The organism is Ruminococcus sp., from assembly GCF_024684275.1.
On sequence record NZ_JAIKXF010000063.1, the window covers coordinates 1 to 15,239 of the forward strand.

Below are 15,239 nucleotides of genomic sequence, written 5' to 3' on the forward strand. Positions count from 1 at the left end.
CCTCCTTGATTTTAGTCACGTTTCTCAACGTGCTAAATCAAGTATATCACATTATTTAACTTATGGGCAGCACCGTGGGCAGAAGCGGAGAGTGTGGGCAAAAGTTCCGTGCAGAGTGGGCAGTCTGAGCGGTATATACAACAATCTACAAAAGTCCGTTTATGCTGTTTTTTGCTAAGTTTTTGCACCCTTAGCGGACAAATAGCGGACAAAAAGCATTCGACATACCCTTGTATTTATTCGTTTTTCACCGATGTGCAGATCATATCAGCGGACAAAATGAGTCAATTATTATCAACGCTCGCTGATACATCTGAACGATAAGTAGGAGGCTTTTTTATGAGCAGATATACAAGTGAACAGACCGCATATAACCCACTGAAAAAGAAATACGTTCCGCTGTGGAGAGTGGACACCAATACCGTGACCGTCACCCACTTCAACATCGATACGCACACTGAGGAGAGCAAGACCTACCATACAGACTTCATAAGGTATCATCTTCATTTCTCTGACAGCCATTGCACCGACAGGCTTCGCAGGTTCGTAAATGAGGGTAAGATCGTACAGTACCTCGATGATATGGAACCGAAAGTCAGTGAAGCTATCGCCCGTCAGGTGGAGCTTTGGAAGCAAACTGACAGTTGCTATCAGAAAGCTGTCCTTGCTTCCGATACCGAGAAGATGCTCGGTATGGAGAACTGCTTTATAAGTATGGCGAGAGAAGCAGTGTTTGAGTGTATGGTTTATATTTGAGGATCATCTGCTGTGCCTTCGGGTGCAGCCGTTGGTTATATATGATTTTGAAGTGATACAAGTCAATTTGAACAAGTGTTACTTTATTGTAGTTTGTTTTATGTAGTTGTATACATAGTCTTTTGCTTGCATCATTTCTGTAAACTTTTTTGAATCACTGGAGGATTTTCTATTATTGTTATAAATCGATACTTTAATGAACTTATTATTGGGTTCAATGTATATCTCTTTTTGAGGATTCCCCACAGAAGAGCCTATCCAATTAAATTCAGAAACTTTAATCCAAGAGTATAATGGTTGAAGTTTTTCAATGGCATTTCGCATTTCACTTGCAGAACTGTATCTCTTTTGTGGATCTATATTACACGCCTTCTTTATTATTCTTATAACTTTTTCGGGTATGAATGGTAACATCGGCAGCTTGTTTATTAGTTTTCCTGATTCTATTGATTTTTTTACATCGGGAATTGATTGTAGGAACAATTCCCAATCAGATATTCCATTTACCATCCGGTATAAAGTCATTCCCAGGGCATAAATATCAGTTTGGACTGTTGCTATTGAATTATCAAAAAATGTTTCTGGAGCGGCATGAGTTACATACCATCTCCACGGAATGATAGTTTTCCCTAAAGCAGTTGAAAGTCCAAAATCTGCTAATTTAGGAATTTCATTATCAATTAAGATATTTGCCGGCTTAATATCTCGATGAATAATACCTTGCAAATGAGAATATTCCACTGCAAACAATATATTTCTTACTATCTCTAAACTTTGGTTTACAGAAAGATATGATGATTTTAATATACTGTCTATAGACTTACCATTTGCCAAATCCATATCAATAACAAACAATAGTTCACCGTTAAATTCAACTATTTCTCCACTATTAATTTTAATTACATTATTATGTTTGCATTTATACGGTATAGCAGCTTCGCTGAAAAGCTTATAAGCTTCCTTAGGATTACTGACTTCCATAATCTTAAGTGCTTTCTCTACACCTAGTATTTTATCAAAAACTTTATATACTGATCCGAATCCGCCATTTCCAAGTTTCTGAATCAAATAATACTTTCCAAGATTGTTTCCTGAATAATCATTTTTTATATTCATATTATTCTCCTAAAGCATACCAAGCCATTACAGAAGAAGCAAGTTTTTCGTTCTTATAGTTGCAGTCAGGATACTGTTTTTCAAATGCTTGTATTTTTGAGTTTTTGTTAGCCGTGATCCAACGATTTGACCGTTCTATTAATGTAATATCTTTCTGCTGACAAAGTAAATTAAGAACACCTAAAGAATAATGCATATATGGAATTTGTTTCATCGTTATATCTAAGGATAATTTATATGAAACAACATCTGGTTTAAACTTTGCGAGCAATTCGGTGAAAATATTATCAAAGTCCAACATCAGTTTAGTTGACTCAGGTCTGTAGTTTTGCTTTCCAGTCTCACCAATAATTGCAACTTCTTTATTTGTACCTTCAATAAAGGAATACCATATTTCTCCCTTTTTAATTGCAATACCTAAACTTTTCATTTGTTATTCTCCTTACTGAAAAAATAATATTAAATTATCTGTTGTGCCTTCGGGAATAGCTGTAGATTTTTATAAATTACTATATTCTTTTCTATATTCTGCAAGCATTTCATTAAGAACAAAACCTGTGTTCAATTCCTCTCTATAAACCTCTGTCCGTCTATCACTATCTGTTTTTATGTGATCATATCGCTCCGTTTTAGAGAGTCGATCTTTGAAATCTTCATAATTATATGTAATATAGTCTTCAAAAGCAAGTCGTTCATCTTCGGAGTCAAATATCAATACCACATTCATCAAGTTGCTATAAGCGTACCGTTCTTCACCGTTGTCAGGATCATACATAAATTTTAGAAGAGTATAGCGTTTTGTCCCCTTAGAATAATATTTATATGATATTTTATCATACGAATGATAGCCTTGTTTGATAAATCCCCATTCAGGCACAGGAATAGTTAATCTTCCACTATCAAGGCACACAATTTGGTATCCTTTCAACACGGTGCGATTTGCTATAATATCAAGAAGCATAAATGAAGTAGCTTCATTCACCTGAGAATAAGAATAGAATTCGTCTCTTCTGCGATGGTCAGTATACTCCTCATCATCACAATAGGTATGGATGACATATTCGGGTTTGTAAATATGGTACCAATCCTCTTCGTATTCTTTCCAGTTTAGTTTATTCTCCATACTGTCATATATGAATTCAAGAGGTGATTTAGTTAGTCCAAGTCGTTTCTTCCACAACATTTCTATTTCGTAGTATTCAGCATTACCATCATTAGGTGTATTTTTATCTTGGATACGAGTATAAATGCATCCCGCTTTCATTCGTCCATACTGCTTTTTCAAGTAGATTGGTGTAAGATCAGTGTTTTTTATAATCAGTACGTCTATTTCTTTTCCAATTAGAAATATGGTTTGTAATTCAATTTGCGGAACGATGTCACCTGCAAAATGAAGATTATTAAGAGTATCTATTATATCAGCTTGCTTTCTACGAGTTTTAGACATACCTACGATTTGGTAATCGTCGGATACACCAAATATTATGTAGCAATCCCTATCATGAACTGTATTGGTAAAACATACTATATCTTTTATAAGGTCTTCTGTTTTTTCATGCCACTCTTGCTTAAAGTCCCATTGCTCTGTTTCACATTTTTGGTTTATAAAGTATTCTATACGTTTTTCCAATTCATACTCTTTGTATACCATATATTAATTATTATCCTCTGCTCAGCCTTCGTCTCTGCATCTTCTTCCAAATCTGTCGGCAGGAGGCGCAGATATTCTTATCAATACCCAATACTTCAACAAGGAGTCTCTGATCTACAAGATCGAGAGCTACTTCTATATCTTCATCATTGCGAACGATGGTGTCAATTCGCTCTAAAAGCTCTTTTTTCAGGGCTTCATCAATATTTTTAACCACTGGCAGCATTATATTACCGACTTCTCCGGGGAGAATTTCAAGCACACCGCCGCCATAGCTTCTTCCACATATTTCCGTGAATGCAAAGGAAATGCTGTTATAGTACGACAGGAGAACATTTTCAGCGTTAATATTCTCGTTAAACTTAATACGGTGCATTGTATCTGTTGAAACTGCATTGCATCGGTTCAGCACAAACTTAGGATAGAGGTTATTCCTTCTGAGAAAGAAAGCATCTGGTATCCATACCGAAGGAACAATATACCACCTGTCACGGATAGAACACTTATAGCCCTTGTTTTCTCCGCTTTTCTCTCCAAGTTCGATATATTCCTTATGTTTTGCAGGATATTCTTCATACGGTGTATCAGGGAAACTTATGAGCATTGCTCTCTTATTATCCTGTATGTTCTCCTGCCAATCACTGTCAGTAAAGTATATACCGTGAGCGTGAGAACTTCTGCCAATAAGCGGAAGCGTTACAGAAGTGAGGTCATATCGCTCATTTGTTGTTTTGTCAACAGAAAAATAAGTATTGTTTCCTGTGGTGATGCCCACGTTGATTAGTGCCAAATCAGAGAATTTTGTGAATCGCTTATCATCACGAATAGACTGGATCACTTTTATTTCTTCCGCTGAGACAAAATACTTTGTCCATTTTTCCTTAACGTGCTTTAGCTTCTGGAAGCCATTTGAATTAAGGTCGAGTTTCTTGAAATCTTCGAGGTTGCTAAGTTCTATTATACGTATGCCTTTCTCTTCCTTATCTTTTTCTCCGATGAAAACAAGTATTTCCTGTTCAATATCAGGGAAAACGAGCTGCTCAAATGTCAGTAATGTGATTTTTGAGAGCTGATTGGAGAGAAAAAGCCGCAAATCTTCGGCATAAACTACTTGAAGTATCTCCGCTGGAATGACAAATGCTATTTTTCCGTTCTCAGAAAGCAACTGAACACAAGCCACAAGGAAGGCTACCCACGCATTTATCAGCTTATTGGACTTCATTCCATGAGAAGTGAGTATGCTTGACTGTATTTCACGCTGTTCCTCGGTGAGATACTGGTAACGAATATATGGGGGATTGCCCAAAATCAGATCATAGCTCTCTTTTCCGTATACTCTCTGATAAAAGTCCAAGAAATCTTCATTTAGAACATGAACATTGGCATTGTACTTATAATTATTACCGACTTTTTCTGCTTCGTCAGGCTCTATCTCAACAGCAGTGACATTTGGAATGTCATTGATAAGGTTCAAAGACATGAGACTGTCAAGAAACACTCCATCTCCGCAGCTTGGCTCTAATACATTAGCAATATTTTGAGGCGCAACAAGGCTCACCATTGCATTGGCAAGTTGCAATGGCGTATAATATGCTCCTCTTAATTTCTGTTCGGAACTATCCTTTTTGAGTCTCATAATAATTACCTTCTTTAAAACTCTAATCTGTAAACACAGGAAATAAGTTCATCTATCTCCTTGATCAGAGCAGTTTTCTTGCGTATAAGAGTAGTTTCAACTTGCTTTGCAGGTTTTTCTGCAAGCTTATCGTTGATAGTATACACTTCACGGGTTGCTTCAACTACTCGGACGTATAATGCCTTTTGTTTCGGATCATCAAAGTTCAGCATTACGAACGGAAGTGATGACAATACAAATGTACCTCTTGAAATGAAGCCGCCTTCAAAATCACTGCCGACGATATTGAAAATCTTCTCGGTGTAGGAATTGGCAAGCCAAGCCTGTATGTATTCAAGATCATAACAACTATCGGCTTTCTTAGCAACAGCACAGTATCCTGCCGTTCCACCGGAAGCGATAAGCATATCAGCTTTATCCATAGCATACATAGGGTTATCTTTTGCCATGACCTTAACTATGAGCTTAGGTGTATCAATAAACGCTGTCAACGCTTGTGTTCTGCCGTACTGATACCAGGTATCGGCTGTGGCATTGGGAACATCTCTTATTCCTTCTTTTGATACACACTTAGGTACTAACCTATCATAATAATCTAAGAGATAAGCGTATGTTCCGGGATAATCAGCCTTCATCGTTTCAATAGGAATCAGGTGACCTTCGCTGTCATAAGGGAAGATGATCTTCTTATCAGTTGATAGACTGTTATACGTTGTAAGCCCCTTTTCTGCTTTTTTGGTGGGTTTGAAGTAAGGTTTGAGTATCTTCTTCTCAATAGAATAGACCTTTTCTTCCTTCTTGACTGTTATAGTATCGTCATCTTCGCTGAGTATTTCATCGCCTGCAAACCAATAGATAGGCTGTGGTCTTTCGGCACTGGTCTGTATACCATTGAAAATCTCTGCAAAACGATCAAGCGGAGCAGATACAGGCTCGATCTTCTTGAGTATCTCCAAAAACTCAAAGTCAGATGTGAGCTTCCACGGCAGTTCATCAAGTAACGAGCTGTTCAGTTCTATACTGTCTGTTGGCTTACCGAGCCACAAATTATTGGCTGAATCAACATTTGTGTATTTGAAGGTGTCCTGAGCCTTTTTCTGCATTAGTATAATAGAACTGTATATTGTCTTATCTTCAAATAACTGTGCTGCACCAAAATCGTCCAAGCTGACAAGATATTTTGCTTTAGCAATATAATCACGGAGTTTTGCACCTGCGCCTATCTTGAAGAACTTGTTCGGCACTATGTAGCAAACATATCCGTCTTCTTTTACTTTCTGCAAAGCCCTTTCGAGGAAGATGAAGTATTTATCGAACTGTTTATGAGCAGTTTTGTATTTCTTCTTATAAATATCAAATTCAGGTGCAGGAATAAGAGAATGAATATCCTCGGTGGTGACATAAGGCGGATTTCCCACGATAGCATCGAAACTTTTTACAACAAGTTCGTCCCAATTAAGCGGAATGATCTCAACAAGCTGTTCATCTGTGCATTTTATCCCTTTCAGCTCCGCATCGCTGACCAATGAATTACCATGAAGAATATTAGTGCTGAGATCAGGCAATATAGGGGTTACTGCCTTAACAGAGGGAGCGGTTTCATTCTCTATCAGCTTTATAAGAAGAGAGAACTTAGCGACCTCAACAGCGTGAATATCAATGTCAATACCGTAGATGCAGGAGCAGAGGAGCCTTTTCTTCTCTTCAAGAGGAAGCTTGTATCCTCCGTTGTCTATCTCTATCAGGTGTGACTTATCATTTTCAAGATACCACTCTACGCAATAAGACTGTAAATACTGGAATACTTCTTCAAGAAATACTCCTGAGCCACAAGCTATGTCGGCAATGTTAAGTTCACATATTTCGTTGGGCGTTTTGCCGTTACAAAGGCGAGAGAGTGTTTTCTCTACCATATACTTTACGATTTCGGTAGGAGTGGTAACAACAGAACGATTAAGGCAGTCTTTTTTCTGAGCCAGCCCTATTTTACCGTTATCAAGTATAGTGAGCTGCTCTGTCAGGAACATCTCGTATATCTTACCGAGCATATTAGGTTCAATAATGCTGAACAAATATGGACTTTGAGGATAATACAATCCTGTTATCATATCTGCGATAACACTATTGTTGAGGTCAAAAATGATATAATCACCGGAGAACATACCGGAGTTGTATCTTTTATCTGCATCACGGAAGAGAGCTTCCAATTCTTTTTGTAGTGTTGCAGGATCAGTAATTGTATCTTTCAGCTTGTGATATAGAGGGAGGTTCTTATCCTCACATATTCTGATAAATACGATCTGGTTGATAAATTCCTGAACAACATCATTCAAAACATCAAGAGAGGTATAGCGTCCGCCTTTGGCATACAGTTCATTACTTAATGCGATACGCCAATCATTTATCTGCTTTAAGAATATGACATCTACCTGCTGTTTCTGACTTCCTGCGCCTGCAAATGTCTCACTAAAATACTTGTCAAACTCACCACTGTAAACAGAATCTCTCGATACAAATTTGGTTATCTCATCGAGTTTCTCAACATATTCGGTGTACTTATAGATGCGGTAGCGTGAAACAGAGCATTTATCATTATCATTCGGTACAGTGGTAGTATCGTAGATGATGAAATACTCAAAGTTCGTGAGAACAGCTATCTTATGCTTTGCGTTCCAGCCGTACTTCCTTGCCTGAACAGCAGGAGAAGGGTCTTTACTAATATCAACATGAGGCTTCTTGGCTTCAACAAAGAACTTGGATACGCCTCTCAGTGTAAGAGAGTAGTCGGGACGATCGCTTGAATTTGCGTGATATTCGGCAATTACTTCTCTATACTGCGGTGCTAAACCTTTTTTGTTGGTTACGTCCCAACCGAGAATTTCAAGAAATGGGTTTATGAACTCATCTCGGCAGGAGTGTTCATTATATGTATCCTTCTTGTAAGCTTTGTAATTATCATAGAAACGTTTGACAAGTTGTTTCAGGGCATCTATTCTATCCATAATGGCTACCTTTCATATAAGTAAAATCATATCAAATAATATATTTACTCACATTAATTATAGCACAAAACATTTTTCTTTGTCAATCTGATAGAGAAGTGTTTCGAAATTAGTATCTATTAATACAGATGAACATTTATAAATATTTTCGGTTCTTGCATAGCGCACATACCATGTAAGTGGTATATAAGTGCGCCCTTAGAACAGGGAAAGAAAAAGTTGCAGAGGAAAAAGAGATTTGCAGCAGTGGCTATTGCTACGAGGATTCTTAAAAATGTACAGAATCTATGAAAAAAGAAATGATAATTCTTATCGTCGAAGCAGCGCTGAGGAAAATATGATTTCTATTGATATACTCAACAGAAAAAATCTCAGATGAAATTGAAAAAATGCCGTGTAGGTGTGTAAAATGTCCGTTTGCCTCTATTTTACGACATTCCTTTTACACAACTATATGCAGCACTACACACCGCTTACACAGCAATGGAACATCAGATGTGTAAAATGATTCTCGATATTATAACGGTTAACCGAAGTAATTCAATAGAAAAATGTGTTAAAAAGATGAATTTTTTTCGAGCGTTATTAAAGACTCTTATTTAAAAATTTATTATATGGTAGCCGAATCTCAGTCTGCGGAGAAAGAAATGATGATGAATGTCATTATGAATTGTATCGGTAAATAAAAATTATCAGCTGTATCTTAAAAAAAGTTACAGCTGATTTTTTTCTCTCCAATCAGAGAGGGATTTTTGAAATAAGAAAGATTGAAAAACGTATTGTATTTTAATTTATATACTACAAGTATTATAAAATTCTGAAATTATATTTTGAAGCCAAAGAATATATACGGTGTGGAAAATAATTGTGTTAAATAATAAGAAACAATACGTTCATATTTAGTTGTAAGAAATAACGAAAATATTTGTCGTAACTTGTCGTGACTTACAAAATTCACTGTGTTATAATATTTTTATCTGGTTATATATTGACAAAATATATTCACACGGTTATAATAAAGCATACTATAAAGACAAAAATTTTATGATTTAAATGTAGATAAGACAAAACAGTTACTTATATCGTTAAAGAGGTGAAGCTTTTGAAAACGAAAAATAAAAACAGAATTTGGTCACTTGTTCTTTCAGCTATGTTGAGTATTGAACAGATCGCTTTTGCAATGCCTGTTATATCAAAGGCTGCTACCTCAGCGAATCATGAAGGTTCGGTTCCGTTTCCTTCTGTATCACTTGGAAGCGAGTCTGCAAGGCTTAATCATGACGATACGCTTGTTGATAACGGCGACGGAACATTTACATTTACTTCAAAAATAACTGCTGATTATTCTTACTCTGATGTCAGTGAAAGCCGGCTAAAAAGCACAGACGGCACTTATTTACTTGATAAGGCCGGAACCTACCTGATTGAATTATGGGGAGGTGACGGCGGAGAAGGAAGCTCGCTTTTCCCGTTGACCTTCAAAGGCGGAAAGGGTGGAAGCGGCGGCTTTGTTTACGGAACGCTTGAAGTTAGTGAAGCTAACGGTAATATAGGGAAAAAACTCGTTTATGAGATAGGCAGTAAAGGTGAAAGCGAAACACGAAGTATAACAGGCGGCGGTACTGATGGTATCGGCGGCGGTGCCGGAGACATAGCTGTTTTTTCAGTAGGTGCAGGCGGCGGATATTCAGCTGTTTATCTGCTCGATAAATTACCTACGGAAGAATCACTTATCCAGGAACCGACAAATGCACCTCCTGTACCAGAACCGGACACTAATCTAAGAGACAATCCGAAAAAGGTACTGATGATAGCCGGAGGCGGAGGCGGAGGCGGCGCTGGTGCTGCGCTCCATAGCCTTAATGGCTTGTCTGTCATTTTTGGCGGAGAAGGAAAACCCAACGGCGGTGAAGGCGGCTATAATGGCAGCAGTTTAAGCGGTGAAGTACCTTACATAGGTAACTTTGACACTGCAGTTTCTACATACGGAAGCTATATAGGAAAATACTATGCAGGCGAAAACGGTTCTACATCGGGTACAAGAGGTGCATACGCCGGACAAGGCGGTACAGACAGACCTGGTGAGATAGTTAAGAGTTTCATAGGTTTTCTGGAGGCTTCATCTTATCCGAATGACTGGCAGAGAACATATCATCAAGCTCTTCGTCGAGGCGTAGGCGGTGCCGGTAACTTCCGCGGAGGCGGAGGCGGTGCTGGATTCGCAGGCGGTAGCGGCGGAATGCAGAACGAGCCTATGGACGCCCGAAATGTCGGAGGCGGAGGCGGCGGTTCATCATATGTTGCAGCCGGAGATGACGGAAACGGCAACGGAATTAAGGGATTCCACCCATTCAATACAGGCAACGCTGATATCGAAAATACCGTTTATTTTATTGATAAAGACGGCAATGACAATGCTGATATAGGCGGAGCGATAGTTATCAGATACTTGCCGACAGCTGCTGATTACAGTTATCTGAACAGCGTTACTATTGAGGGCGATGTATCATCGGATTTTAAGGTAGTATCTCAAAGCTATAATAACAATGTCAACGGTAGCAATACCCCTCTGACAAATAACGGAACAGGTAAACATATAAACATAACAGGTTCTGTAGCGCCTATATCCGGCGGTATTAAAATGGGACAGCCACAGAACACAATTACAATTACTCTGAAATTAGAGCCTGAGGATGCGTTCATGGGCGGTAATGATGTGCCGATATTCGGCTATACATCAAATAATAATGTTTTCAGCTGTACGTCAGGCACTAAAAAATGTGAGTTTATAGGTGAAAACGAAGATGATGATTACAGTATCAGACATGTAAATGTACCGTACAGGTATAAGGTAGAGGCTAATTCGTTTACAGTAAAAGTAAACGAGAATTATGGTGCAAGTGACATTATTGGTTCTGTTGACGGTAACAGTGATAAAAACGATTTTACCACGTCAATATCAGAGCCATATGTTACACTTTCGGGGGAGTCAACGGAATTCACGGCATATAATACTCATTATTCCACAAAGGGCGCTTACAGATATGATGTCAAGATAGACGTTACCCCGAAAACCGACGGTGTAAATTCAGTAGGCACACCTAATTCAAAGATTCCTCCCACAACGCTTTCAGCACAGTCTGTTGTACAGGTAATTGACGGCTTGCAGTTAGACGGATTTGTAGTAAAGCCGAAGAAATCTCTGACATACGATAAGACAGGCGGCACTTATGATTTCAAGGTCAATCTGAATGTCAAGAGCAAAGAGGAAATAAACAAGACCTTCTATGTTTATGATCCGGTTGCCTATGACATAAAAAGTGATGCTAAAACCTCTATAACTCACGGAACGCGAGATAACAGCGAAGATAATGATAAATATCAGGATAACGCTATTTCTGTTAATCTTGAACCGGGATATTATTTTATAGAAGCTTGGGGAGCAGATGGCGGAACAGGTGGAGATAACCTTATGTCAACCCCTGGTGTAGGTGGAAAAGGTGCTTATGAAAGCGGATATTTATATATTTCCAGTCTTACTTCAGCAGAAGTAAGAGTTGGAATAAAAGGTTATAGTGGTACTACTTTTGATCTGACTCCAGATACGAAAAATCGAGCATACGGAGGCGGTCATTCGCAAATTATTATTAACGATAACATTAAATTAATAGCTGGAGGCGGTGGTGGTGGAACTGTTGGTGGATTTTTGAATATAGGTTCTGTAAGTCATCCTGATGGTTATGATGCAGATACTCCTGACCATACAGCAGATACAAATTATGGCGAAACATCTGTCACAAATTATTCATTTTTGGGCGATAAAACACGTACTCCAGGAAGAGGTGGAAAAAGTGAGGTAAAAGGACTTTATACTGACCCGCTTCCGGAATATATCGATTCAACAACAAATGGAACTCTTCAACATGAGAGCACAGGCAACGGTTCAGTAAGAATCACAAAGCTTGGAATTAAAGGCGGTTATGTTTATGGCAGTGAGACTTCCAATACAGCAACTTCAAGTCAGGTTTCTACAAAGGAAACACAGCTGAAAACTGATATTGAAAGTAGCTATAATATCAGCGGCTTTACCCTTGAAGAAGATTTTTCACAGTATTTCGATATATTCAATGCAGGCAGTGGAATCTCGACAGGTCAGAAAGTAACATATAATGTTAATCTGCCAGATACTTCAATAAATGAAGTAAAGACAACAGAGGATGACTTTGAACCAGTTGCAGGATTGAGTTATACCACTAAAAGACGTACTTATCATTACAGTGTCCAAGGTGATGCTTCATACACTGTAAAGCTAAAACCTAAAACCAATTTAGTCGGCGGCAATGATATACCGCTGCTTGACAAAGTCATAAATGAGGAGACCGCAGGCATAACAGCTGTAAAGCTGTCTCATTCAGGTACAACAACGGAATCTGATGATGTGAGATATGTTGCTTATAATCCTGCTTCAGATTATGCTAATGTGGCTATCAAGAAGGAATCCTTTACGTTGAGTACTCCGAATAATCCGTTGATAGTCGATTATGATACAACGGTCACGAATGCAGGTACGGCAGCTTTCACAGATGCTCAGAACTGTGAGAAATCCTTCGTTAATGAGCCGATAGCTGTAACAGCAACGCCGACTAAGTTCACCGAAGACAGTATATGCTCAGTGGTCGGAGTTCTCAGCTCGGACGACGCGGAAAAGGCGGTCGTGATACCGTCAGTTTCATCCGCGAAAAACAGCGCTCAGATACCTGTTAAGGTAAGATATACGGTCAGCAAAACGCTGACTGATATCGTGCAAAACGACGTTAAGTATGCTTATCAGGAGGATAATGTTACAAAAACGGCAACATGGGCTCCGAGCGAAACGGGTTCAGCAAGAGTTGACGGCAACGGTAATGATAAGTTCATTCTCAGTGAGATAGGCGATGCTTATGTTCTTGAGCTTAAAGCTGCTGACGGAAAAGATCTGCCTGACGAAAAGGCCGTTGAAGTTAAGTATGCTACAACAAATGAAACTGTTTCAGCGGCAGATGTGGTCAAGAAGGATGGTATTATAACAATTACTATCCCGGTAAGCGCTTTTACGAACAATATCAATATCACTGCTTCGGGCGTAAATCAGACTGCACATGAAGTTCACTATATGTATCAGGTCTATTCACATGATTCATATACAGGCGTTGGTACTATAGAAACGGTTGAAGCGATTGATACAGCTACATATACGAATGGTCAGGAGATAACAGATAAAACAGCTCAATATGAGCCGGATTCATCGACTTATCCTTCAGGATACGATGACTATACATGGGAATGGCCTGTTGAACCCGATAGTAACGGCAAGTACATAATGGGTGATAACGATGTATATGTTGTCGGAAGATACCGACCTATAACATATAAGCTGAAGATAGAATACAAAACAAAAGTATCTTCTGAGGCAACACCAGTGTTGTATGAAACTTATTACTCACCTGATGAGACAAGATACTATGACGATACGGATACATTCGATATCGCCCTGACAAAGGATGCTGAGTTCTACAGAAGGTCACCTGATATAACGGGTTATATTCCGGATAAGCCTTTTATAACGTTAAAGGCCACCGAAGAATTTATCAGAAATGGGTTGACAGAGAATATTTATGATCCTAATACAGGCAAGACATACAAAGGTAAGACGGAAACGGTCACATACACAAAGATACCTGACGGAAATAACATTATCGTAAACTTTGTAGAGTGTGACGTCAGCGGAGTACCGCTTAATCAGGCATCAATAATTGCTCCTGTTACAGCGACTGCAGACGGAGACTATAATTTGGAAAGCGATATTAATACTGCGCTCGGAACTTATCAGCTAATCAGGCGAACAAAGCTTGAAGACGCAGAGAGCGGTGTAGGAAAGATTGAAAAAGAAGTCAAATTTGTTTCCGGCACGCTTACATCAGGTCAGACAGCAACATACTACATATATTACAGGCAAACACCAGAAACTGTTACGGTTAAATTTTATGCTGAGCATGAAGACACCGAACCAGTGGCAACAAAGGTATGTGTTATTGGCAGAGAGTATGGCTTCAATGCTGTTTCAAACAAGTATGACTCAATGCCGAGAGCTGTAAAAAAGGATTATCGTCTTGTAGGCTGGAAAAATGATGCAGGTTCAACTGTAACAGAGGAAACGATAGTACAAGGCTCAAATGGAGGTACTATCAATCTCTACGCTGATTGGAAGTCGTCTATTATTTACATTGATGTTGATTATATGTATGCTCTTAATGATAATGACTCAAATAAACGTGGTGAACTAATACCTATTGAATTAATTGAAGGAGGAATTAATCATCATCATGATCCATATCAGTATGGAATGAGTTATAAATACAGATCACCTTCAGTAGATAATTACACTCCGGATAAGGCAGTTGTCGAGGGTTATATATTTGAAGATGAAAAGTTCAATGTATACTACTCGCAGAATAATCCTATGCCAGTTGAAAAAACACTGATCATAAATGTATATAGTAAGAAGGATCAGGATTCAAATGATCCAGAACAGGCTATATCAGGTGCAAATAAGCTTAAAGGTGGCAAATTTGTACTGATTGACGGAAAAGGCAGAGAGGTTGCGAAGATCAACAGTAACGGCTCTGTATCATGGACAAACGTTGAAGCTGATATTGATTATGGCAACGAATACACTATAACGTGTATTGAACCGCCAACAGGATATGGAACAGCTTCAATAACAGCCGATTTTAGTTCGGGTAAAAATGAATTTTCCATTTTTCTTGACAAATCCCCGTTCCAGCTGCCTATGGCAGGCAGCAAGCCGATGACAGGATACACTGTATTCGGCATATCCGCAATGTTACTTGCCGGGCTGCTGATGTTTGCATATGTGAACAGCAGAACGGAAGAAAATAATGAAAAGGAATAATCTTAGGAGGTTGAATTTATGAAAAAAATGATTAAGAAGACGTCAGCTTTAGCTATCTCAGCGTTTATGCTGGCACAGTACGTTCCGTTTAGCGCAGTAGCGCGTGATTCAGATAAGAATGACCTT

The 15,239-nt window shown here is 38.7% G+C and carries 7 protein-coding genes; 2 read left to right on the plus strand and 5 right to left on the minus strand.

Going from position 1 to position 15,239, the window contains the following annotated elements; all coding sequences use genetic code 11:
• Positions 1-339 precede the first annotated feature (339 nt).
• The gene (locus tag K5677_RS07170; RefSeq protein WP_296726269.1) at positions 340-756 is read left to right on the plus strand and encodes a hypothetical protein; all 417 of its coding nucleotides are present in this window, start codon (positions 340-342) and stop codon (positions 754-756) included.
• A 78-nt stretch (positions 757-834) separates the two neighbouring features.
• On the opposite strand, the gene K5677_RS07175 is transcribed toward K5677_RS07170, so the two are convergent.
• From K5677_RS07175 to K5677_RS07195, 5 genes are all read right to left on the minus strand, one after another.
• Positions 835-1,872, minus strand: a complete 1,038-nt coding sequence (locus tag K5677_RS07175; protein WP_296726272.1) for a serine/threonine-protein kinase — start codon at positions 1,870-1,872, stop codon at positions 835-837.
• Between the two features lies 1 nt (position 1,873).
• Entirely contained in the window at positions 1,874-2,302 is a 429-nt protein-coding gene (locus K5677_RS07180; protein WP_296726275.1) for a hypothetical protein, read from the minus strand.
• A gap of 69 nt (positions 2,303-2,371) precedes the next feature.
• Positions 2,372-3,523 carry an ATP-binding protein gene (locus K5677_RS07185; RefSeq protein WP_296726277.1) on the minus strand — a complete coding sequence of 384 codons (1,152 nt, stop codon included), beginning with the start codon at positions 3,521-3,523 and terminating at the stop codon, positions 2,372-2,374.
• Between the two features lie 10 nt (positions 3,524-3,533).
• Entirely contained in the window at positions 3,534-5,159 is a 1,626-nt protein-coding gene (locus tag K5677_RS07190; RefSeq protein ID WP_296726279.1) for a class I SAM-dependent methyltransferase, read from the minus strand.
• Between the two features lie 14 nt (positions 5,160-5,173).
• Positions 5,174-8,161 (minus strand): N-6 DNA methylase, encoded by a 2,988-nt coding sequence (locus K5677_RS07195; RefSeq protein ID WP_296726282.1) that lies wholly within the window; start codon positions 8,159-8,161, stop codon positions 5,174-5,176.
• A gap of 1,102 nt (positions 8,162-9,263) precedes the next feature.
• On the opposite strand from K5677_RS07195, the gene K5677_RS07200 reads away from it, so the two are divergent.
• The gene (locus K5677_RS07200; protein WP_296726284.1) at positions 9,264-15,113 is read left to right on the plus strand and encodes a glycine rich domain-containing protein; all 5,850 of its coding nucleotides are present in this window, start codon (positions 9,264-9,266) and stop codon (positions 15,111-15,113) included.
• Positions 15,114-15,239: the final 126 nt, after the last annotated feature.